This window comes from Formosa undariae (assembly GCF_042427615.1).
Lineage (GTDB): Bacteria > Bacteroidota > Bacteroidia > Flavobacteriales > Flavobacteriaceae > Formosa > Formosa undariae.
Genome location: NZ_JBHMEZ010000001.1, coordinates 178,233 through 200,503 on the forward strand (window position 1 = coordinate 178,233; position 22,271 = coordinate 200,503).

Annotated in this window: 18 protein-coding genes; 6 read left to right on the forward strand and 12 right to left on the reverse strand. The window is 32.7% G+C overall.

Going from position 1 to position 22,271, the window contains the following annotated elements:
- Nucleotides 1–147 precede the first annotated feature (147 nt).
- On the reverse strand, nt 148–1,179 hold the full coding sequence (locus tag ACFFVB_RS00745) for a family 43 glycosylhydrolase (RefSeq protein WP_382380162.1): 1,032 nt from the start codon (nt 1,177–1,179) through the stop codon (nt 148–150).
- A gap of 613 nt (nt 1,180–1,792) precedes the next feature.
- Between ACFFVB_RS00745 and ACFFVB_RS00750 the strand changes: the two genes are divergently transcribed.
- From ACFFVB_RS00750 to ACFFVB_RS00760, 3 genes are all read left to right on the forward strand, one after another.
- On the forward strand, nt 1,793–2,476 hold the full coding sequence (locus tag ACFFVB_RS00750; RefSeq protein WP_382380164.1) for an SDR family NAD(P)-dependent oxidoreductase: 684 nt from the start codon (nt 1,793–1,795) through the stop codon (nt 2,474–2,476).
- 2 nt (nt 2,477–2,478) lie between these two features.
- A complete protein-coding gene (locus tag ACFFVB_RS00755) occupies nt 2,479–3,009 on the forward strand; it encodes a glutathione peroxidase (RefSeq protein WP_382380167.1) in 531 nt (176 codons plus the stop codon).
- Between the two features lie 227 nt (nt 3,010–3,236).
- Complete coding sequence (locus ACFFVB_RS00760; RefSeq protein WP_382380169.1) at nt 3,237–4,040, forward strand: SH3 domain-containing protein; 804 nt, start codon at nt 3,237–3,239, stop codon at nt 4,038–4,040.
- A gap of 11 nt (nt 4,041–4,051) precedes the next feature.
- Here the strand turns inward: ACFFVB_RS00760 and ACFFVB_RS00765 are convergent, their stop codons facing one another.
- From ACFFVB_RS00765 to ACFFVB_RS00790, 6 genes are all read right to left on the reverse strand, one after another.
- Nucleotides 4,052–4,543, reverse strand: coding sequence for a CIA30 family protein (locus ACFFVB_RS00765; RefSeq protein WP_382380171.1), 492 nt, complete (start codon nt 4,541–4,543; stop codon nt 4,052–4,054).
- A 55-nt stretch (nt 4,544–4,598) separates the two neighbouring features.
- Nucleotides 4,599–5,024, reverse strand: a complete 426-nt coding sequence (locus tag ACFFVB_RS00770) for a hypothetical protein (protein WP_382380173.1) — start codon at nt 5,022–5,024, stop codon at nt 4,599–4,601.
- Nucleotides 5,025–5,089: 65 nt separating this feature from the next.
- A complete protein-coding gene (locus ACFFVB_RS00775; RefSeq protein WP_382380175.1) occupies nt 5,090–5,713 on the reverse strand; it encodes a flavin reductase family protein in 624 nt (207 codons plus the stop codon).
- 19 nt (nt 5,714–5,732) lie between these two features.
- Entirely contained in the window at nt 5,733–6,023 is a 291-nt protein-coding gene (locus ACFFVB_RS00780; protein WP_382380177.1) for a TIGR03643 family protein, read from the reverse strand.
- 7 nt (nt 6,024–6,030) lie between these two features.
- A complete protein-coding gene (locus tag ACFFVB_RS00785; RefSeq protein ID WP_382380179.1) occupies nt 6,031–6,432 on the reverse strand; it encodes a DUF2452 domain-containing protein in 402 nt (133 codons plus the stop codon).
- Nucleotides 6,433–6,447: 15 nt separating this feature from the next.
- Nucleotides 6,448–6,612: a Lacal_2735 family protein gene (locus ACFFVB_RS00790; RefSeq protein ID WP_382380181.1), complete on the reverse strand. Its 165-nt coding sequence runs from the start codon at nt 6,610–6,612 to the stop codon at nt 6,448–6,450.
- Nucleotides 6,613–7,448: 836 nt separating this feature from the next.
- Here ACFFVB_RS00790 and ACFFVB_RS00795 point away from each other — a divergent pair.
- The 3 genes from ACFFVB_RS00795 to ACFFVB_RS00805 are packed head-to-tail and all read left to right on the forward strand — an operon-like array spanning nt 7,449 to nt 12,601.
- The gene (locus ACFFVB_RS00795) at nt 7,449–7,829 is read left to right on the forward strand and encodes a LytR/AlgR family response regulator transcription factor (protein WP_382380183.1); all 381 of its coding nucleotides are present in this window, start codon (nt 7,449–7,451) and stop codon (nt 7,827–7,829) included.
- A 41-nt stretch (nt 7,830–7,870) separates the two neighbouring features.
- Nucleotides 7,871–11,842 (forward strand): response regulator, encoded by a 3,972-nt coding sequence (locus ACFFVB_RS00800; RefSeq protein WP_382380185.1) that lies wholly within the window; start codon nt 7,871–7,873, stop codon nt 11,840–11,842.
- A 42-nt stretch (nt 11,843–11,884) separates the two neighbouring features.
- The gene (locus tag ACFFVB_RS00805; RefSeq protein ID WP_382380187.1) at nt 11,885–12,601 is read left to right on the forward strand and encodes a hypothetical protein; all 717 of its coding nucleotides are present in this window, start codon (nt 11,885–11,887) and stop codon (nt 12,599–12,601) included.
- A gap of 227 nt (nt 12,602–12,828) precedes the next feature.
- On the opposite strand, the gene ACFFVB_RS00810 is transcribed toward ACFFVB_RS00805, so the two are convergent.
- The 5 genes from ACFFVB_RS00810 to ACFFVB_RS00830 all read right to left on the reverse strand — a co-directional run bounded on the left by ACFFVB_RS00810 (nt 12,829) and on the right by ACFFVB_RS00830 (nt 22,262).
- Nucleotides 12,829–14,076, reverse strand: a complete 1,248-nt coding sequence (locus ACFFVB_RS00810; protein ID WP_382380189.1) for a DUF4374 domain-containing protein — start codon at nt 14,074–14,076, stop codon at nt 12,829–12,831.
- A 76-nt stretch (nt 14,077–14,152) separates the two neighbouring features.
- The gene (locus ACFFVB_RS00815; protein ID WP_382380191.1) at nt 14,153–16,525 is read right to left on the reverse strand and encodes a TonB-dependent receptor; all 2,373 of its coding nucleotides are present in this window, start codon (nt 16,523–16,525) and stop codon (nt 14,153–14,155) included.
- 227 nt (nt 16,526–16,752) lie between these two features.
- Nucleotides 16,753–17,979: a DUF4374 domain-containing protein gene (locus ACFFVB_RS00820; protein WP_382380193.1), complete on the reverse strand. Its 1,227-nt coding sequence runs from the start codon at nt 17,977–17,979 to the stop codon at nt 16,753–16,755.
- A 61-nt stretch (nt 17,980–18,040) separates the two neighbouring features.
- Complete coding sequence (locus ACFFVB_RS00825) at nt 18,041–20,416, reverse strand: TonB-dependent receptor (protein ID WP_382380195.1); 2,376 nt, start codon at nt 20,414–20,416, stop codon at nt 18,041–18,043.
- 229 nt (nt 20,417–20,645) lie between these two features.
- Nucleotides 20,646–22,262 (reverse strand): PepSY-associated TM helix domain-containing protein, encoded by a 1,617-nt coding sequence (locus tag ACFFVB_RS00830; RefSeq protein WP_382380197.1) that lies wholly within the window; start codon nt 22,260–22,262, stop codon nt 20,646–20,648.
- Nucleotides 22,263–22,271 lie beyond the last annotated feature (9 nt).

Sequence of the window (22,271 nt, forward strand, 5' to 3'; positions counted from 1 at the left end):
CGCTCTGTCACAAAGAGTATGATACTTTAAATATCTAGCAGGCCATTTGTTATCATTTATAACTCACCAAAAACGTCATACTACAACATTTAAAAGCCTCATTATTTCATAAAATAATGAGGCTTTTAAACTTAGATTGCAGTGTACTTATTCCTGTTTCATTTCGAAGCGCGCAAAATATGCATACCCTTTTTTACCTTTTAAAGAAATGCCCCATCCCGGTGTTTCTGTGGCTTGACTTCCATCTTCTAAATCGGGCCTATACAAACCTGGAGCTACAGGAATTTTAACCAAACCGTCGTACAAAGGCGTGAAATTAATCCCATCTTCGGCATAATTAATGGTTTTGCTAATAGACGCTAAAGATGCGATACCATTGTCCTGTTTCCAGATTAACACTTCATGACTCTTATCTAAAAGCGATCCTTTATGTTTTACAAATGGCCCCTCGGGATTGTCGGCCATCGCAACGCCCATTTCTGTTAAACCCGGTCCTTTTGCTCCATGGGCTATAGAACGTCCTTTGTAGTATAACCAGATTTTATTATCCTTAACCAACAAACTTGCATCGTCGACTCTAAAACTATCAAAGTCTTCCGGTGTGCTACTAACTTCTATAAGCGGATTATTCTCAATGCGTGTAAAAGGACCATCTGGACTATCTGAAACCGCTACACCTATAGCCGTAACATCTGTAGTACTATTATTTTCAAACTTATTATCAGGATTTCCCGGTGTCGGCTTTACGGCTGTATAATACAGGTAATATTTTCCTTTAAAAGCTAGAATATTAGGAGTAAATACCGAATGACTATCAAATGCGCCTTCTGTTCCCAAACCTAAAGCCATACCTTTCTCCTGCCATGTATATCCTTCGTCTTTAGATGTCGCATACCAAATGGTTGCCCAATATCCTGCAGTTTCAGGATGATCCATTTTAGAATACCAAATATAATATGTATCTCCCACTTTTATAATATCACTATTATCACGACGGTTATACACACTGTCTTCTCCAATACCTGTAATATCCTCGTAAGTAAAACTAGTAGTGAACGCTACAGCTTCGGTTATTTTAGCAACGGTTTCGGTTGGTTTCTTTTCGGTTTTAGATTTACAGCCTACAATACATAGTGTTATCGCTGTAAAAACAAGTAAGAGGTTGAGGTTCTTTTTCATTGTTACTATTTTAGATTTTCTATTTTAATTTTTAATGAGATGCATTTTCAAGTCTTCAACAAACTTTCCAAACACCTGTTTTATAATCGGATTAAAGCCTGAACATTACCTTAAAAGTATACCATAAGTGTTTAGGTACCTTTATTTCTGCGGACTTTAAGAAGTAACGCAAGAGACTAGATTTCATGCCATATTACGGTATGATTAAAATTCAACAGAATATTATTCCAAAGTTTTCAAATCAATTTAATCTTATTGAGATTCTAATCAAATTTATTCATAATTTTATACACGTTTGTTCATTTTATTGCTGATTATGATATTAAAACAACAAAAAACCACTCTATTATCATTATAAACACCTAAAGCCTATAAAATGAATTAGAAAATAAACTCTTTTCTTTTAAAGTTGATAACGTTATTAAAAACAACAGCGATTAACATACTATATCCATTGAATATAAAATGATTACATAAATTCATAGATTCTCTTTAGAGGTTAAAACACGAAACACTTACGTGTACAGTTTTAGCTTTATTTTAATACTAATAAAAAAACAAAATGGGTATTATTGTATAAGATCATTTTCTCATAACAACTTAAATTTATTACATGAAAACTATAGCAATAATTGGTGGTAGTAAAGGCATTGGCAAAAGCATAATAAATGTTATGCTAGAAAACCACAAGGTGATTAACATTAGCAGAACACCTCCCGAGACGGAGCATCCTAATTTAACACATTACACCTGTGATATCTTGACTGATGAATTGCCGGATTTAGAACATGTAGATAAGCTTGTATACTGTCCAGGAAGTATAAATCTTAAACCCATTTCTCGATTAAGTTTAGACGATTTTAGAGCCGATTTCGAAGTTAATGTCTTAGGGGCTGTTAAAGCGGTTCAGAAGTATTTACCTCAACTAAAAAAAGGTACACATCCGGCTATATTATTGTTTAGTACTGTTGCTTCTAAATTAGGTATGCCATTTCATGCGAGTGTTGCGACCTCAAAATCTGGTGTAGAAGGCTTAGTAAAATCTTTAGGCGCAGAATTAGCACCAACCATAAGGGTTAATGCTATTGCCCCTACAGTAACAGATACCGATCTTGCATCTAAATTATTGCGTAACGAAAAAATGATTCAAAGCATTACCGAACGTCACCCCTTAAAAAAGTTCTTAAATCCTGACGAAGTCGCTGCAACAGCAGAATTTTTATTATCGGATAAAGCCGCTTCATTTTCTGGGCAAATATTCGAAATGGATTGTGGTATTGTATCTTTTAAAATATAGTTATGAAAATAATAGACAAAGCAAAACTAGCGCCAACCAAGAAGACGTCTGAACCCAAGACACAATCGATTTACGCTATAGAAATTAACAGCATAACTAATAAACCGATTTCCCTTTCAGAATTTAAAGGAAAGACATTACTTTTTGTGAATGTCGCCTCAGAATGTGGTTTTACAAAGCAATACAAAGAATTACAAACGCTGAGCGATACTTATAAACAAAACCTAGTCGTAATTGGTTCGCCTTGCAATCAGTTTGGAAACCAAGAGCCTGGTGAAGGTTCGAAAATTCAGGAATTTTGCGAACTTAACTTTGGTATTACTTTTTTGTTAACCGAAAAGATAGACGTCAAAGGAAGTAAGCAGCATCCGTTATACACCTGGTTAACATCTAAAGCGTTAAACGGCAAAAAGAGTTCTAGTGTAAAATGGAATTTTCAGAAATATCTAGTCGATGAGACCGGCAATCTAATAGATTACTACTATTCCATTACAAAGCCCATGAGCTCTAAAATCACGAAACATTTAAAATAACAATCGGCAATCTATTTAAACTTATGGTTCTTTATAGCGTTCAATCTGCTAAATAATCTATTGTTTTTTTTGTTATTCAAGACGTTTTTTAAGTTTATTTTTACCGATTAATTTTTCTAATTTGGTTTATCATTGAACACTAATCTTTTTAATGATTTAATGTGAGTTACATTCATTTTTCACACGCCGTAATACAAAATATCACATTTGTATATCAACATTACAACATGAACAAAATACTTTTAATATTTCTATTTATTTTCCAAACTGGCTATAGTCAAGATACCAAATACTTTTCTGATAACTATGAATTCGAAAACGGTGAAATAGCCTTTATGTTTGGGGACGATGTTAAACTTCGTGACCAGCCAAATACGGAATCTGATGTTTTAACGCTTTTAAAAATTGGTGAGCAAATTGAAATTTTAGAAAAATCTGACTTAACAATGATGTTCGACGGCATTGAGTCTCCTTGGTATAAAGTGAAGACTAAAGATAAAGAAGGGTTTGTTCTTGGAAGCTTAATTTCACTAGACAGAGTTTTTGACAAAAACTTAGCCTATTTTATTTCTTTAAAAAAGGAAGACTCAAAACTATTCCTAAAAACAAGAGTTTTGGAGTCTAATCTAGAGTTTAAAGAAAATATTTCAGAACTTTCTACTTGGTCATTTTCAATAAAAGCATCCGGAAACAAAGGACTTGAAAACATAAAAAGTATATTCGAAATTAACTACTTAGCAGAAGCTTGCGGAGTAGATAGTGGCGGAATTTATTTATTCTATGATGGAAATGATCTAATAAAAGCTATGAATTATACTCAAGTTTCTGACGCCGGTTTATATTGGTTTATGGAGGAATATACTTTTCCGACCGACGAAGATGGTGTTGAAGGAAAAATAGTATACGAAAGCGATTCTGGGGTAACCAAAGAATATGAGACAGAATGGACTGAAAGCAAAGTAATCAGACGGGTTTTAGAATGGAATGGAAAAGAACTGTTTCCAAAAATAGAACCTGAAAAAACAGAATAAAAGTTTAGTTTCTAGCTTAAAACTATAGAATCAATTTCTAGTTTAAAATCTTCCGCTTTTTTGTTTGCTATTAAAAAGGCGACTTCCTCAATACTGTCTTGATCATAATTCGGCATATCCAGTTTTCGGCCTTTAAATGTTGGATACATTTCAGATAAAGTCAGCTCGAAAGTTTCCCAATCTTTCGTGCTATTAAAGTAATTAATATACGCGTATTTATCGGTCGACTTTCTTTTTATTCTGAACTGATAAGCTTTACCATCGCCCTTAACTTTAAAACTGATTTTTGAAAACCCTTTTGTGCTTATCGCATCGAAACTGTATTTCACAGTAGAAAATCCACCATTATTTTCTAAAGACACATGCCCTTCAAAAACACCTTTCCCGGCGGTATCTAGATAAAATAAACCTGAAGACTTCCCGCCCATTACAGCATCGTCTACAACGTTCCAATGATCTGTATTGCTTGTTTTATTAAAATCAAAAATAGTGTCCGATAGCATAATCTTTAGTTTTGTGGTGAATTAAATAGATGAATAGTGTGCGTTACAAATTGGCTTAACCGTCGTAATATCCTAAATTCAAAAATTCGTTTTTTGAGTCAATCATCTTATCAACAAATGTTTTATTATCTAGATAATTCTTGTTTTTACTAAACTTTATAAAATGTCCATTTGCATGAATACTAAATGTTTGAGCATTATAGACAACTAAACGGTAATACGGAATGATCCACGAATATCGATCAAGTTTATTGGTAAAATGTACGATTATGCCTTTAGGTCTTAATTCAATATTAGCATAATTTATCGCTACAGACTCCATATTTTTAGGCTGTAGTTTAGCACTCAACTGGGAGATAACGAACCGACTAGAACCTACACCTCCAAGCTTGATTTTTTCAAGCAATGAAAACGTATCACCTAATATTTCTGCACTCGTTTTTGTATATTCTTTATTTGTATGACTCGTATTAAATAACATAGTTGAGGTTTTAGTTTGCCATGATTTAAGTGATGGAAAAGACTTAATAAGTTACGAGTTAATCATTAAAACTCTGGCACTTTATTCAGTCTTACATAAGGATAACTATCTATTTTCTTTAATGAATAGTAAGTGTTCAATCCTGAAATCCCAACGCTATTTGTAGTCTCTAAATCAATATCTCCATGTAAAAGGGCATCGTCAGGAAGTATAAGATGTTCTATTTCTCCAATAACTAATGTAGTGCCGTTACTTATATTTAGAGCCTCTTTAAAACGAAGTCCCATCTTAAAATTACTTTCTTTTACAAATGGCGCTTTAAAATTGTCGATATAGTCTTCGGTGAGATTACATCTGTCGAACTCAGAAATTTCTGATTTAAATTTTCCGGATGTATAATGTGCGTTTTTTATAAATTCAGGATGAATATGATTAATAGTATAGACCTCGTTTTCTTGGATATTTCGAATGGTATGCCCAACATCTTCAGTTTGTGGTCTCGTTATAAAACCTAGTAGCGCAGGGTCGCTTCCTAAATGGACTACAGAACTAAAAATCGCTAAATTAGTTTGTCCATTATTATGTATCGTTCCAATAAGATTAGCAGGTTTTATTCCTGTAACCGAATTTATAATTTTTAATCTCGTAACGCGGTCAAGTTCGCTGATATCCTTTTTGCTGTAATTCATGCTTTTTAAACTAATAGATCTATCGTTTGCTGATTTTATTTCCCGAAATGGCTTTCTGTCTTGAACATTTAAATCGCGTAATATCTGGATCGCGCTTTTTTAGGTGTTTCTGACTCACCCCACTATTTACACGTTTTCTCCAGCGTTTAAAACTTGATTCTTTTAAATTACCACGCATAACTTTTATTACGTCCTTTTCTGCTAAACCAAACTGAAATAGAATCGCTTCAAAAGGTGTACGGTCTTCCCATGCCATTTCTATAATACGATCTAATTGTCTCTCTGTGAATTCTTTTATTTCTGTAGTCATATTAAAATTAAATTTTTTCCCAGATTTGATCTGCGTTTAAGTAAAAACTTCCTAACCCATTAAAACGGCATTGATCGGGAGCTATAATTGAAAGAAACGTCTCGCCATTGTCTCGCTTATAGAGATGATATGTTTCACCAAGAATAGGCTCGAAATTGAATTTAGCTTCAAAAATAAGTTTGTTGTACTCAAACTGTTGCATCATCGCTTCATATTCAGCTTTTAGTTCTAAATATTTGGCATTTACTTTGTGGTTCACCTTATTAATACTTCTGTTTTTCCAAGGAATATTATCTACAGCTGTAATTACAGGCGCGCCAACATTAGTTGCATACCTCTTTAATGAAGCATCGTATTTTTGTGTTTCAGGATTGAAAACAACATTATCTGGTTTTTTATCTTTCCCCATATTTTACAAAACAGGTTACGCTAGTTTTTCAAGTTTTTTCATGATTTCATCAGCTTCAAAAGCTTTCTGATCACTCATTTTTCTATTTGTCGTCGATAACGTATGCGCCTCTTTTAATAGACTTTCATACTGCGCCTGTAACTTTTCCTTTTCTGATTTCTTTTTGAATAATCCGAACATCTTTTTTTTATTTAATGTGTAAAAAACATGATTTGTAATTGACATAAAGATACATAATGTCTGACTTTAATATAGAATTCCCAATAGAAAGAACTTATGTGCGATAAGAAAATATTGATTAGTTTAAAAATCAAGTTTCTAATTTTTAGAACTAACACTTCCTTTTTAACAAAAAAAATAAAAATATATTTCTTTTAGAACTAATAGATTTTATAAAATTATAAACATGAAATAAGATTAAATTTTACCTTTAAAAACGCCTTATTTTAAGACTATTACCATCTAATAATTTAAAAAAATTATGACTTAGAAGCGTATCAAAAAATCTATTTCCCACTTCATTACATGGGTTTATTTTTCCAGTTTTTAATTGTAGTTATTTTATTTGTTTTCAAAAAACATAAATACACGTCTATTAATCAGACACATACAACTTCAACACTTCGATCACAAAAATACCATCGCATAAGATGATGGCTTATAATTTCATAAAAAAGTAAGAAAAGCCCTAAAGATTAGCCACTTAAACATGGTCTCGACAAGCACCGAATAATCAATAAAACGTTTCGCATATTACACCCCGTATTCGAGCCAATAAAGTGTTAAAAAAACATGATTTTTTTGTAAATGAATTAAAAATTTAGTAAAGCATTGAATATCAATTATAAAAAAACACGCAAACAACGAAGTGTTTTACACATAAAACAAGTATTTTAGTAGCAAAAAGTTGCCCATTGTATACGTTATAGAAACTACGACTCAAAATATTAGTTAAATTTTGAGGAAATCATGAATACCATAACTAATTATTACAGGTAAACTTAATTAAAAATAATATGAATTGTATCATTATAGACGATGATGAATTAGCTCATGCTATTTTAGAACAATTAATTAAAAACAATCCAAACCTGACACTTGAAAACAGTTTTCCAAGTGCCACCCAAGCTATTCAATACTTAAATAAAAATACGGTAAGCCTTGTTTTTTCAGACATTAAAATGCCTGAAATATCGGGACTTGATTTTATCCGAACGTTAAAAAACCCTCCTAAAATTATTTTAACGAGTTCAGACAAAAGCTTTGCTATTGACGCATCCAAATTTAATTGTGTTGTAGATTTTCTTGTAAAACCTATTACTCAAGAACGTTTCAATACAGCCGTGCAAAAAGCAATTAATAACATAAAATTCTGTATTAGGAGGGAATCAGAATAAACAAAAAAAAGCAACCTACTGCTTTATAGAAAAAAATAATTATGCCCCTACTTAATAAAGTTTCTAAGAATGTTTCTTTAGCCTTAATTTTAATAGCGATCACTGTAATGCTAGGATGGTTTATGAACCTAGACCTCTTTACACAGATTATTCCGGGATTACCTACCATGAAATTTAATACCGCTTTTAGCTTTTTATTATTAGCTACTATTATTTTATTTTATGGAAATATCAAATACAAATATGTAGCGTTAACACTAAACGCATGTCTCTTTTTAATCGCTTTTCTTACACTATTTCAGGATGTTTTCAACTCTAATTTAGGGATCGACCAGCTATTTATTAATGATTTAAAAAGTGAATCTTTAGGAAATCTACATCCTGGAAGAATGTCTATGGCCACATCCATATGCTTTCTATTAATGAGTTTAACGCTTGCTTTTTTAAATTCAACACATAGAAACTTAAAAATCATTTCGGCTTACCTTTCTCATTTTATATCTATTATATCCTTCCTAGCCATAATCGCTTTTTTCTTTAAAATTTCTACTCTCGATAAACTAAGCTTTATCTCTTCTATGGCCATTCATACATCACTTGCTTTTTTAATGGCAAGTATTGCTGTTTCGCTCACGATACCTTATTTAGGGTTTACTCGCTTATTTAAAGGTAGTGAACTAGGAAATTTCATGATGAGAAGACTTTTTTTTCAACTACTAATTTCTACTATTGTTTTTTCATTTATTATTATTTATCTCTATCGTCAAGACGTCATGGCTGCAGATTTTTCTATAGCAATTTTAGGCGTTAGTTTTGTCGCGATTATTATTATAGCACTCACCTTTACCGTGAAATTTATTAATAATTTAGAACGCGAACGATATTCTATTCAAGAGGAATTATCTGTAACCAATACATATCTTAATGCGACCCCAGACCCCATGATTGTATTAAACAAGCTGGGCCAAATAGAAGTCATTAATTGTTTAATGGAAGACGTCTTTGGATATACTTTGGAAGAGCTAAAAGGCAAGCAAATGAGCTGTCTTATCCCTGAAAAGTTACGAGAAAAGCATAATGCACAATTAATGCAATATTTAGAGGATTGTTCAAACAACGACTCTGATTTTCAAGAGAACTTAAATTCATTAATGATTGAAGTTCAATGTCTCAAAAAAGAAGGCAATGAATTCCCTGTAGAAATGAGATTAAATTCCATTGCCACTAAAAACGGCTTTGTGACTTTAGTTGCATTACGAGATATATCTAGACGCGTTAAAGCAGAAACAAAACTTGAAGTAGCAAATCACAAATTACAAGCCGCACTAGATGCTTCAATTATTGGGATTTGGGATTTAAATTTAACGGATAACTCATTAGATTGGGATAATACCATGTTTCAATTATATGGTATTACAGATGGTTATGATGGAGATGATACTTATAACTTTTGGAAAGATAGAATCCACCCTGAAGATATTAACCGCATAGAATCACAATTGACAAAAACCATTGAAGGTCAAGAAGAATACGATACCAATTATAGAGTTATTTGGCCGGACAATTCTATTCATCATATTCGCGCCAAAGGGATTGTATTTAAAGACTCGCAAGGCACTCCCGTTAGAATATTGGGAACCAACTGGGATATAACAAAGCAAAAGGAATATCAAGAAGCTTTACAGAATAGTACAAATAAAAACAAGTTATTTATAGATGAAGCTCCTTCTGCTATCGCCATGTTAGATACAAATATGGTGTATTTAGCAGCTTCAAACAAGTGGCTAGAAGATTACAATTTAGAAGGAAATATAATAGGTAAATCGCATTACGACATCTTTCCTGAACTTAAAGAGAATTGGAAAAAGATACACGATGAATGCCTTAATGGTGCAGAAAATTCTGCCGACGAAGCTATGATTGAACGCGCAGACGGATCTGTACAATGGATTACTTGGCAAATAAAACCATGGTATGAAAGTGAAAATAAAATTGGTGGTCTATTAATATATACAGCAAACATTACACAATTTAAAGAAAGTATAATGGAGCGGTTAAGGTTACAGAATATGCTCGAACAGTCTAATGAAATTGCATTAATAGGTAGTTGGGAAATAGACTTAATTAAGGAAAAAATTTATTGGAGTCCTGTAACTAGAAAAATTCACGAGGTTTCCGAAGATTATGAACCAAATATGAACGAAGCTATTAACTTCTATTTAGAAGGCGATAGACCAGTGATATTAGACAAAATTAAGGACGCTTTAGAAAAAGGAGAATCTTTTGATTTAGAATGTCAAATTATTACAGCCCAAAACACTAAAAAATGGGTTAGAAGTATTGGGAGAGCCGAACAAGTTAACAACAAAAACAGAAGATTGTACGGTATCTTTCAAGACATTACCAAACTTAAAAATAACGAGACGTCTCTAATTCTAGCGAAAAAACAAGCTGAAGTTGCTAATAAATCAAAATCAGAATTTTTAGCAAATATGAGTCATGAAATTAGAACGCCGTTAAACGGAGTTATTGGATTTACCGACTTATTAATAAAAACACCGCTTTCTAAAAGTCAGGCAGAATACGTTAAAACCGTGTATAGCTCTGCAAACTTATTACTTGATGTGATTAACGATATTCTTGATTTTTCTAAGATAGAAGCAGGTAAACTAGAACTTCACGAAGAGAAAACCGACATATTTGAATTATGTCATCAGACTGTCGATATTATAAAATATCAAGCTGAAGAAAAAAACTTAGAAATCTTATTAGATATCGAACCTACCATAAGTCGTTATATAGATGTAGATCCTATTCGACTAAGGCAAATTTTAACCAATTTATTAAGTAATGCTGTTAAATTTACAGAGAATGGTGAAATTGAATTAAAAATATCGCGAACCAATTACTCTACAGATACTAATAAAGGTACCTTTACTTTTCAAGTTAGAGATACTGGTGTTGGAATAACTCCAGAAAAATTAGATAAAATCTTTGGAGCTTTCGATCAAGAAGATAGTTCTACCACAAGAAAATATGGAGGAACAGGACTAGGCCTAACCATAAGTAACAAATTATTGGCTTTAATGGATAGTAAACTTGACGTTGAAAGTGAATTAAATATAGGAAGTACATTTTCTTTTAAAGTAGATTTTAAATGCCATAGTAACTCTAAACTTTCTTTCGACTTAGTAAAGAAATATAATAACATTCTTGTTGTAGATGATAATAAGAACAATAGAAAAATCTTAAAAGACATGCTATCCGTAGCAAATTGCACCAGTGAGATCGTTTCTAATGCCATTGAAGCCATAGAAAAGTTAGAGCAACCAGGAACATTTGATTTGCTTATTGTAGATTATCATATGCCTTACATGAATGGAATAGATTTTATTAAATATGTAAGAAACACCCTGAAATTCGATCAAGAAAAACTGCCAATTATGCTGTTACACAGTACTGCAGACGATAAACTTATACTTGAAGCTTCTAATGAATTTAATATAAAATACACCCATACTAAACCAATCACTTTAGTGCAATTATTAAGAATTATAAATCCGCACCAAAAGAATACGAATGAAATTAATATAAATCCTGAAATAGAACTCCCTGAAATTATTTCTAGCACTAAAAAGACACTAAATAATATACTTGTAGCAGAAGACAATCCAGTTAATCAATTATTAGCAAAGGAATTAATAAAGCAAATAGTACCAGAGGCTAATATAATAATAGCTAATAATGGAAAAGAAGCCGTAGAATTATTCAAAAAACACACCTTTGATTTAATTTTTATGGATATTCAAATGCCTGAAATTAGTGGAATTGAAGCAACACAAATTATTAGAAAATTAGAAAAGGAAGACGAGCACATTCTAATTATAGCACTAACGGCTAGAGTATTTAAAGAAGAAAGGGACGTTTGTTTAGAAGCAGGAATGGACGATTATCTTACAAAACCTATACGCTTTAAAACGCTTCAGAGTTTAATAAAAAGCTATACTATCTAAGTTTTACAATAAGCTTTACATATTTTTTTAAAAAATTAATACATGCCCGAGACAAAAATTATTCTTATAGAACCAAATTTAAAAGATGCAGAAGACTTTTTAAATATTGGACAAGAAAATAATTGGAAAGTAACCCATTTAACGAATAGCTTTAAAGCACTTCAAATTGTAAAAACTGAAGTAGATTCTAATTGGTTAATTCTGGCTTCTGATTTATCAGAGCCATTAAAACCAGCCCAACTTAAAAGTTATTTAAATGATATAAAAACCAGCCAAACACTAGTCATTGAAATTAAAACGGCTAATAACGAAGAACTCAATTCTAATATAGTACAGCTTTCAAAACCCTATACTGTAGAAACCGTCGATGCTATAAATTACTACCTAAAGGAATCTATAAATTCATTAAAACCTCAACACTATTCACTAGCGTATTTAAATGAACTATCTAATAACGATGAAGAGTTTGTAAAAAAAATATTAAAAACTTTTATTCTTTCTGTAGGAAAAAAAATGAACGAAATGGAAGCGTTAATCAATACTGAGAAAAAAGACCTAAAAGCTATTCAGGAAATTTCGCACACAGTAAAACCTTCTTTCGAAATGTTAGTTAATCATAAGGGTAAAGACTTATGTCAAGCCTTACTTTATGATGCTCCCGATGATAAGATTTCCTCAGATGTTTTGGCATTAAAAGATGAATTCAACAAAATAGCAGGCTCTATTTCTAAAGATTACCCTAATCTTATTGAAGCATAAAAAGAGATTGTATCTATTATTATAAGTCCCTCTATATTTTGCATTAATTTTATTTAAAGCGAATAAGACATCTTTAAAAGCTCTATGAATATATAATCATAGAGCTTAAAAAAACCAACAATTAAAATTCTGTATACCAACCCAGAAATATTTTGATAACGTCAAAGACTACATTAAAATTTAAAAGCCACTAATTTTATATCTTGTTAGTGGCTTTTAAATTTTAATTAATTTGCAGGATTTAATCTGTTTATTGCTGTTATAACGCCACCTTCTACCTCTAGACCTTGTGTAGCTGAAGCAGTAGCGACATCAATATTATAAACAAAACTTCCTGTGTTTGTTGTAATACCTACGTAAGCAGTCGTTTTATCTTCAGAAACATAAGTACTTCTAGACGTTACAACTACAATATCTTCTGGATTAGGAATTCCTGTAACCATCGTTAAGGTTTCGCTATAAAGATCGACAATGGCGTACTCTTTTCCTGTTGAATAAGCGCCTCTATCAGCTACTTCGTGAAGGTTAAGCAATAACTTTCCATTACCTAAATACATTTGTGTGGTTGCATACTTACCATTAGTAGCGTCTTCAATATTAAAATAGTAAGAATCGAAAGCTGTCGTTCCACTTTTTACTCGTGTTATAGCAGAAGGCTTTGTTGATACAAATTCTCCATTAAATGTTGCGATAGATGAAGAAACCGCATACGTATCTCCTAACTCATCTACAGCTAAACCACTAGTGAAGTAACGCCCAATAAAACTTGTACGATCATCGTGAATTGTTTTTTCATATTCCATTGCAGGGTAAGAGAATACAGCAATATTAGATTCGTCTGGATATAGCGTACCATTTCTATCATCTCCTGTGCCTTTTATAGTATAATATGGTAAATATACTTTGTTGCCCACTTGAGTAATCCAGGTAAAGAAAGCAATCTCTCCGTTTTCTTTATCGGCTAATTCTTGAGTATTGATCTGTCCTTCAGCTACAAATTGAGATATATTAGTATCTAAACTATACCAGTACGCAGTTGGATCATCAGAGCTTCTAGAAATTTTCATTAATAGAATATCGTCGTTTACAGGTGCGAAAGCTTGAACAGTTTCCGATTGAAAATCTGACAATTTATCCAAAGCCCCTGTATCGTTTAATTGATATGTTGTTACAGCTCCAGGATTACCTTGCCCGTAAAGCATACTAAAAAACTTATTGTTACTGGTTACATAATACCTGTATGTTCCGTCTTGCTCTAGACCATTTCCAACGGTAGAAATAGAACCTTGGGTTAGGTCGTCTGCTGTAAGAATATAATCTGCGACGCCTTCCGATGCAGTTGGTGTAGCCGTAATTATGTATTTCGCCTCTCCGCTTTCAGACCCTTCTTCAGGACTTGAATTGTCATCACTACTACATGATGTAAATAATGCGATTCCGGCAAATACACTTAAAAGAATGTGTTTGTTTTTCATTGTAAATAATTTATTAATTTGATTTTAATTTTAGAATCTCGTTTTCTATTAGATTAGCCAAACTGATAATTGTGTACTAAAGAAATGTATATTTTATTTTCCCAGTGAAACTCCGTCCTGGCTTTTGCAGACTAAAATTATCATATAGCGTTTCGTCAAGTAAGTTTCTGCACTCTAGCGTAAATTGAAGTTTTTGGTTATAAGTATACGTCGCTGTTAAATCGTGTGAAATTTGATCTGGAATATCTAACTTACTGCTACTACTACCTAAACTTGGCCAATACAAATAAAAAGAATGTACATATAAGGCATTATAACCTAGACTGATTTGTCCGTTATTCTTACCAATGTTTGTGAAATTATAACTGACATCTGCGTTACCATATAGGTAAGGCATATTTGGAATTCTATCTTTATATACTATGCTAACAACCGTTTGTCCCTCTTCATATTTTGTGTTATTTCGTAAATTCTGATAGGTTACGTTTGTACCAATCGTTAAACGATTATCCAGTTGATACCTGACTTCTGCTTCTATTCCTGCACTAGTTACACCACCTAGATTATCCATAGTGGTTGTGGCCTGATTTGGGCTGAATTTTTCGCGAATAAAGTCATCTGCATCGCGGTAAAAACCACTTGTATTTATAGTAAACTGATGTTTCTTGTTAACGTAAAACCAATAGCTAAGACCTAAATTGTAATTACTACTATTTTCAGGTTTTAAATTTTTATTCCCTTGTAGATTTATTTCGTCACCAAAAATCTCATTAGCTTCTGGTAAGCGATAACTTTCTTCGAATGAGGCTTTAACTTGAAGATTTTCATTAATAAAATGAGTTAAAGCCATTCCGTATCCTGTAGCATTAAACTTGTCTGTATGATTATTGTAAGCAATATCACCATAGTTTCCCGTTGGATTATAAGATTCGGCAAATGTATTTTGCTGAAAGTATTGCTTTAAAAACACAGAAGCATTCCAGTTATTTTTCTTATAATCGAATCCTAAACCGGTTATGTTTTTTTTATTCTTTTTAGGTTGTTCATAAATTTCACTATCCGGATTTAGTTCATTATGCCCAACTCTATTAAACGTATTAAAGGTATTACTTACCACAACGCTACTATGGTCGTTAATTTTATAGCTTAAATTAGCTGTAGAAATCCCTGCGTTATTTTTGTATTTATACAAGGAATACGAACGTTCTCCTCCTGCATCTTCATATTGCTTGTAATCCCCGAACCAGTTATAACGACGGTTAACGGTATCTATATTTTTTTCTTGTCCTAAATTAATGTTCGCACTAAATTCCAGACTTAAATCTTTAATAATGAAGTCGTCTTTTTTATACTTTACACTCGGCATAATAATATTACCTTCGGTATGCCATTTTCCAAAGACACTAACAATTCTGGCACCTGTTTGTATTTCTTTATAATTTTGTCCTAATGTGATTCCAAACAACAGCTCGTCTGCAAACTTTTTATGCACCACTCCCGTATTAAAAATAACGGTTTCGTTATGGTAGGTGTCATGAAAACGTTCGACCGTTTGGTCTGGAAAATATTCTCCTGTATTTAAATCTGCAACATCTGCATTGACTTTATAATTATTGTCGGAATAATTCTGAAATGCATTTACTTGAGCTACAAAACCAGATTTAGCGACATAAATCGCATTTACAGTAGAGCGGTGTGTATTAAAAGAACCATAAGAATACGACGCCTCTAGATGATTTTCCTTGTAGGTATTGGTTATAATATTTACGGCACCACCTAAAGCATCTGCACCAAGACCTACAGGCACAACGCCTTTATAGACCTCTATACGTTCTGCCATATTAATCGGAATATTATTAATTTGAAACGATGACCCGAAGTTGTCCATAGGCACACCATCTATAAAGAAACGCACTTGATTACCTTTAAAACCATTAAGAGAGAAACTCATTTGCGACCCTACACCTCCACTTTCACGAACCCGAACTCCTGAAACACGATCTAAGGCGTGCCCTAAGTCTAAAGATGTATTATGCAGTTTTTCGGCATCTACAACACTTACATTAAATGCTTTTTCTTTTACTTTTTGTATTTGGCTCTTTCCGGTTACGAGTACTTCATCTAATTCTGTGTTTGAAGCGGCTAATACATATGAAACCGTTTTAGTTTCTCCATGTTTTATGCTAAAAGAGGCTTGTTTCGTTTGGTAACCTAAGTATGATATTAGAATAGTATACGATCCGTTATAATCTCCTGAAAACGTAAATGTTCCATTTTGATCCGTAACCACCCCGTGATTAGCTTCTTTAATAACGACTGTTGCTCCTAAAATAGCCTTATTCGTTTCATCTAATACGGTACCACTAACCCTACTACTTTTAGTTTGTGCAATGCTAAGAAGTGAAAATAAACAGAAATATAATGTTAGAAATATGTTTTGTATACGCATTTTAAATGTTTGTTATTTTTATTGAGTCTAAATACCAATAAAAATGCAAACTTATGTTTTACCCACTGCTTTAAGCATACGCGAAACGGATAAAAACATACGCGATACGGATAATAAGTCGCATAAACCAAGTTTCTTTAAATCACAAAAAACCCTTGTTTAGTTAATTAAACAAGGGTTAAAATCTTAAAATTTATAGTTTCAGAAACTAATACTAAAAATGCTAATTAACGAATACGTTGCATATTAGAAATATATCCAGGAACCTGAATACCTTCAATATATGAACCGTCGATAGCATATTTAACGACTTTATAGTCTTCGTTATTAATAGTTTTTATCGTACCGTAACTATCTTCATCAAATTTAAAAATATTCTCTGAATAAGAAGGAACTAATGGTCTATCTACCTTTCCTAAGATGGTATTTTCGGCAAGATTAATTTCGTAAGTTTCCCAAACTAAACCATAGTAATTAATACCCTCTACATCTGGAGACCATGGTAAAACATCGGTATCTAATACTTTAACATAACCGTGGTCTAATTGAAAAGAATTTGTAAGACCAATACCTACTTGTTCTCCTTCAATTTGATTCATAAAGTAAGGATCGTAATCCTGATCGAAAGTAGTAGCTCCAGAAGCAACTTTTAAAATACATCCGCAATCTTCTTTAGTTCTAGCTGCTGTACTAAAATGATAACGTTCACTTACACCATAATAAGCATCACCATTAGGAGTAAATGCAGGTTCTACAGCAAGCGCACAACGCGTATCTTCAGAATAAGAAAGTACCACATCGTTTTCAACATCTATAACAGCCAAACCTGTTTTGTCTAAATGTGTATTATTATCAAAGTTTATCCAACCCACTGGAATATTTAATTTATTTCCATTTAATAAGTAATTTCCGTATCCCAATTCTGTTGTAAATCCTTGGTAGCCGTTAGCAAATTCGGTTGGAAGATCAAAAGACCCCGTAATAATCATCTCTTCAGGATTCCATATAATAATCTGTCCTTGCGTATTGTCTATGTAATAGGCTTTAGTGTCGCTAAGAAATACGTTTCTTTTTTGTAAAGATGTTACCCCTTTATTAATAAAAGAAAATTTGTCTCCTTTTTCAATAGTTTTTCCATCTTCACTAACATTATACCTTGTAAAACTAAGGTCTTCCCCATCTCCAATAATAAAATAACCTGCATCTTGCTGAGCAAAAAATCGAGAATATCCTGAAACTTCAATAGCATTGGCTGGATCTATTTCTCCGTCCATAATATCTTCAACTAAAGACACATAATTAACACGTCCGTCTGCAGTATTTACTCTCCAAAAAACAGCATACAGATTTTCTATATCGGTTTCTTCGGTAGGCTCGTTATTATCATCATCACTTTCGCAAGACGTAAAAGCTAAAGCAAAAATAGTAAGTGCAATTAGGCTTATATGCTTCATTTTAGCAAATTTGTTTTTTGTTGTGTTTTGAATTCTCATCATGTTTAAATTTATGTTTGTTTTAAAATTGAGTCGTTAATTTGATATAAAATGCTCTCCCTGGTTTTTGAACTCCAAAAAAATCATATACTTTTTCGTTCGTAATATTCTGAATTTCGCTAGTAAGCGCTGTGTTACTATTTTTTATAGGTAGTTTGTAAGTGAATCCTAAATTCTGCACGAACTGAGAGGGAATTTTATCTTTAAATTCTTTTAAACCTACACTTTCCCAACCGCGATAAAATTCGTGTACGTAGCGGTTTCCTAGAAAAATATTGAAATCGTCTGCTGACTTAAATAATTTTGGAAAGCGATAATTTATCGTAGCATTAGCGAACAAATAAGGTCTGTTAGAAATACGATCGCCTTTGTAGTTTTTAAATTCTCCTTCTTTAGATTGATTTCTAAAATCTTGCCACGTCACATTAGCCTCGACTCCCAATCTTTTATTTTCAGATTTCCAAAAACCTGTAGCTTCGATTCCTTGAGAAACCGCCGAAAAAACATTTTGATAACTAAAGGCTTCGTCATTTCCAAGCAAAAGAATTAACTGCTCTGTACGTCTTAAAAAACCAGTCATCCCAATTCCCCAATCTGTAGCACTGCTAAGCTTATTGTTGTAATTAACTTCTAGATTAACATTGTGACTCCGTTCTGGTTTTAAATCTAGGTTAGGTACAATTAATCTTCCATTACCAAAAATTTCATCTGCTGTTGGTAATCGCGCCGCCCATTCATAAGACGTTTTAAATAACCATTGTTCATTCAGTTTATATCTTAAAGCATTTCCAAAACCTAGATTATGTGACTCTCGATCGCGATTAATCGGTAACGCACTCGTTTCTTTTATAGCTTGAACATTTTGGATATAATCTTTAACAAAAAGACTGTTTTCTATTTTATTATTTGCAGATTTCCAATTATACTCTAAACCGTTTACCCAAGTAAAAACTGTTCGGTTTATGGTTGCTGGAGCCTCGGGTTGCCCTTCAGGAATATATCTCTGATCGACGTCACGATCTGTATATGTTGGAGAAGATGAAAAACTAAAATTTTGCTGATCGTCGAGTTTATACTTTAAAATAAACCTTCCGTAGATGTTTTGATCGGCAGTAAGTAAATCGGTAGCACTGCCTAATTCTCCAGGAGTACTTTCTCGAATATCTCCGTTATTGTCTCTTACACGATCTCCATACCAAGTATAAATATAGCTACTAATATCTGTAAATTGAATTTCTCTATGCGTGTATCCGACGGATGCATCAAGGCTTAGTTTGGTATTCATTTTATTTTTATAACGCCCCAATACCCCATAATTATCTTCTTCACTCTTGATTTCGCCATACACGATAGACATGACATTGTTATTCTGAATTTCTTTTTCGTATTGATTTCCGAATACTTCTAAAGACACTTCGTCTGCCCAATCTTTATCTTTGATTCCTAAAGTAGCCCTTGCACCTCTTGCATTGTATGCATCGTGAAATCTTGGAACTGTGACTTCGTTAAGCCTTCCTTGTTCATCAGGAACCTCGACATCTACTTTATAATTATTTTTCGCAGCATCATAATAAGCACTTCCTCTAAGAAATAATCCAGAATTATTTAAGGCTGTAGCTCCGTTTAAAGCTAAACGATGTGTGCCGAAAGAACCTGTTTGATAAGAAAATGAACCTCTATTATTTAATGACCCTTTAGGCGTTACTAAATTTACAGCGCCCCCCAAAGCATCGGCACCAAATGCCACTGGGACTACACCTTTATAAATTTCGATTCGCTCAATAAGATTTATCGGAACATTAGCAATACCGGCAGAATATCCCATTAAATCTAAAGGAATTCCATCCATCATAAATCGTATTTGATCGTCTGTAAGTCCGTTTAGCGAAAATCTACTTTCAGATCCCAATCCGCCACCAGTTCTAACATTAACTCCAGCTATTGTTGTAAGGACTTCTCCTAAATTCGAGGTCTGCAGTTTTAGTTCTTTAGTTTCTAAAACAGATACCGCTTTTGCAGATTCTCGCAACTTGGTCGATTCGTTTTTGGACACCAAAACTATTTCCTCTAAACCTTGAACATCGTCTTGCATTAGAATATTAATAACAATCCGATCTCCCTGTTTTAAATCTACTTTTACACGTTGCGTGATAAAACCAATTCCTGAAACAGCAAGTTTAATTTCTCCAAGATGCGACAAATTAAGAGTGAAGATTCCATCAAAATTTGTAGTCGTTCCTTTATGGTTTCCTTCAACAAGAATGTTAATGCCCATAAGCGGTTCACCATTTACATTTGTGATTTTTCCTTCAATTGTACCTGTGTTATTTTGTGCACGTAGAGCGGGTGAGGAAAAGTGTAGTACTATTACTAATATTGGAATTAAATATCTCAACATTTATTTAGATTAAATATAAATAAAGCGCGAATGTATGTCTATTAGATATATTAAAATATACGCGAAACGGAGTATAACCTACGCCAAACGGAATAAATTGAAGGCGACATTGCAGATTAGAAAAGCAAGAAATGAATAACAAAACACCTTCCCAAATAGTTAATAAAAAGCTTAACCTTCAAATATTCTTATATGAACTCACATAATGTTAGCGCAAATAAATAAGTCCTTATACGGCTTTCTTTTTTAATTTAAACACAACTGCAAGCGCTGTTAATGAAAGTAATATCCAAAAAACATCCATTACAAAAATTTGTGTATACCCTTTTTGCCAAGTGACCCATAACCAGTTTCCAGAAACAAATCCGTTAGAAACAGGAACCAAAAGCCCTAAAATACTACCTAGAATAAGGGATGTTTTATTGGTGAAATAATTGTCTTTTTTAATTATAAAAACCGTGCTTAAAGCAAGCCATCCATAGAAGAATACATTATAAATTAAGGCTTTTTTTCCGCCTTCATAATCATTGCTAAAACATTTCACAACTATAAATATTAAAGCTGTCATTGGATATATACTTAAACAAATTGCCATATAAATATGGACTAACCAACTGTTGAACTTTTGCTTATACACCGGCACATTACTCTTATCGCGAGCGACTAACCAAATTAAAACCCCAGAGATAATAACAAAGCACGTAATAAGACCAAGTACAAAGTTAATTAGCTTCATACCGTAGCCTCCATAATCACCAAAATGCAACCGTTTCAAAATATTTGTAGAACCTTCTACATAAGATGTTTTTGCATATGGATCTTTCTCGTCTACTATACTACTATCAATAGCCTTAAAAGTAACATACCCTGTACTTAAAAATTTATCCTTAAAATACGGCGACCCTTCTACTTTTACATGCATATTTTTATCTCCATAATTAAAAATCTGAAGACCATTAATTTTAATATTTGGCCATTTCTGTTTTGTTTTTGCAACTAAATCGTTGAAAGACACAACACCTTCCATGGTTTCCCCCTTTAACTTGTATTCTATATTTTTCGTTGCACTTGCAGCCTCTTTAAAGTCTTTAGAATCGTTTTTAAACAAAATAGATTCTATTGGAGGAAGCATAATACTAGAGCCAATAATTAAATATACTCCAGTAACCGCAAACATAAACTGAAAAGGAAGACCTATAATCCCTAAAGAAACGTGTGCGTCTGTCCAAATTGTTTTCCATTTGGTATTGGGCCTAAACACATAGAAACTAGAAATTATTTTTTTCCAATGGACTATAACACCAGTAAGTATCGCAAAAAGAAAGAAAAAGGCAACAAGACCAGCCAATACATATCCCGATTGACCGATTAGGTTTAGTTGTGCAAAAAAATGTAGTCTGTAGAAGAACTCGCCTAACGTATAGGAGTCCGCATACTGTTCCGTTTTGTAGGTAGATAAATTTGTGACAAAGAAGTTTCTTTTGCCTCTTCTTTTACGAACCTCTTTACCTTTATCTTCAGCTTTAGTTTTATTTTTAGTTTTAGTTTTAGTTTTAGTTTTAGCAGGTGATATTAATGTCGATGCCATCTGACCTTCAATACGCTGATTGAACGACACATCTCTATTACGTAACTCGTGATTTTCTTCTAGAGATTTTAATAAACTATCAAAATCAACTTCACTAAAATAATTATCTGTAACGGGTTCGTTTCGTTCCCAAGCAATAATTTCATCTCTTAAAAAAGAGATAGATCCCGTAAAAAAAATAACATACAAAGCGGCACTAATAATAATACCACTAATAGTATGTGTATGAAACATAATATTATATACTCTTTTAGACATAAAGACTAT

Excerpts from the sequence above, each read along its gene's own strand:
- ACFFVB_RS00815 (WP_382380191.1), bottom strand. The coding sequence starts at position 16,525 with ATGCGTATACAAAACATATTTCTAACATTATATTTCTGTTTATTTTCA.
- ACFFVB_RS00765 (WP_382380171.1), bottom strand. The coding sequence starts at position 4,543 with ATGCTATCGGACACTATTTTTGATTTTAATAAAACAAGCAATACAGAT.
- ACFFVB_RS00820 (WP_382380193.1), bottom strand. The coding sequence starts at position 17,979 with ATGAAGCATATAAGCCTAATTGCACTTACTATTTTTGCTTTAGCTTTT.
- ACFFVB_RS00830 (WP_382380197.1), bottom strand. The coding sequence starts at position 22,262 with ATGTCTAAAAGAGTATATAATATTATGTTTCATACACATACTATTAGT.
- ACFFVB_RS00760 (WP_382380169.1), top strand. The coding sequence starts at position 3,237 with ATGAACAAAATACTTTTAATATTTCTATTTATTTTCCAAACTGGCTAT.
- ACFFVB_RS00745 (WP_382380162.1), bottom strand. The coding sequence starts at position 1,179 with ATGAAAAAGAACCTCAACCTCTTACTTGTTTTTACAGCGATAACACTA.
- ACFFVB_RS00795 (WP_382380183.1), top strand. The coding sequence starts at position 7,449 with ATGAATTGTATCATTATAGACGATGATGAATTAGCTCATGCTATTTTA.
- ACFFVB_RS00800 (WP_382380185.1), top strand. The coding sequence starts at position 7,871 with ATGCCCCTACTTAATAAAGTTTCTAAGAATGTTTCTTTAGCCTTAATT.
- ACFFVB_RS00755 (WP_382380167.1), top strand. The coding sequence starts at position 2,479 with ATGAAAATAATAGACAAAGCAAAACTAGCGCCAACCAAGAAGACGTCT.
- ACFFVB_RS00780 (WP_382380177.1), bottom strand. The coding sequence starts at position 6,023 with ATGACTACAGAAATAAAAGAATTCACAGAGAGACAATTAGATCGTATT.
- ACFFVB_RS00810 (WP_382380189.1), bottom strand. The coding sequence starts at position 14,076 with ATGAAAAACAAACACATTCTTTTAAGTGTATTTGCCGGAATCGCATTA.
- ACFFVB_RS00750 (WP_382380164.1), top strand. The coding sequence starts at position 1,793 with ATGAAAACTATAGCAATAATTGGTGGTAGTAAAGGCATTGGCAAAAGC.
- ACFFVB_RS00785 (WP_382380179.1), bottom strand. The coding sequence starts at position 6,432 with ATGGGGAAAGATAAAAAACCAGATAATGTTGTTTTCAATCCTGAAACA.
- ACFFVB_RS00825 (WP_382380195.1), bottom strand. The coding sequence starts at position 20,416 with ATGTTGAGATATTTAATTCCAATATTAGTAATAGTACTACACTTTTCC.
- ACFFVB_RS00770 (WP_382380173.1), bottom strand. The coding sequence starts at position 5,024 with ATGTTATTTAATACGAGTCATACAAATAAAGAATATACAAAAACGAGT.
- ACFFVB_RS00805 (WP_382380187.1), top strand. The coding sequence starts at position 11,885 with ATGCCCGAGACAAAAATTATTCTTATAGAACCAAATTTAAAAGATGCA.
- ACFFVB_RS00790 (WP_382380181.1), bottom strand. The coding sequence starts at position 6,612 with ATGTTCGGATTATTCAAAAAGAAATCAGAAAAGGAAAAGTTACAGGCG.
- ACFFVB_RS00775 (WP_382380175.1), bottom strand. The coding sequence starts at position 5,713 with ATGAATTACAGCAAAAAGGATATCAGCGAACTTGACCGCGTTACGAGA.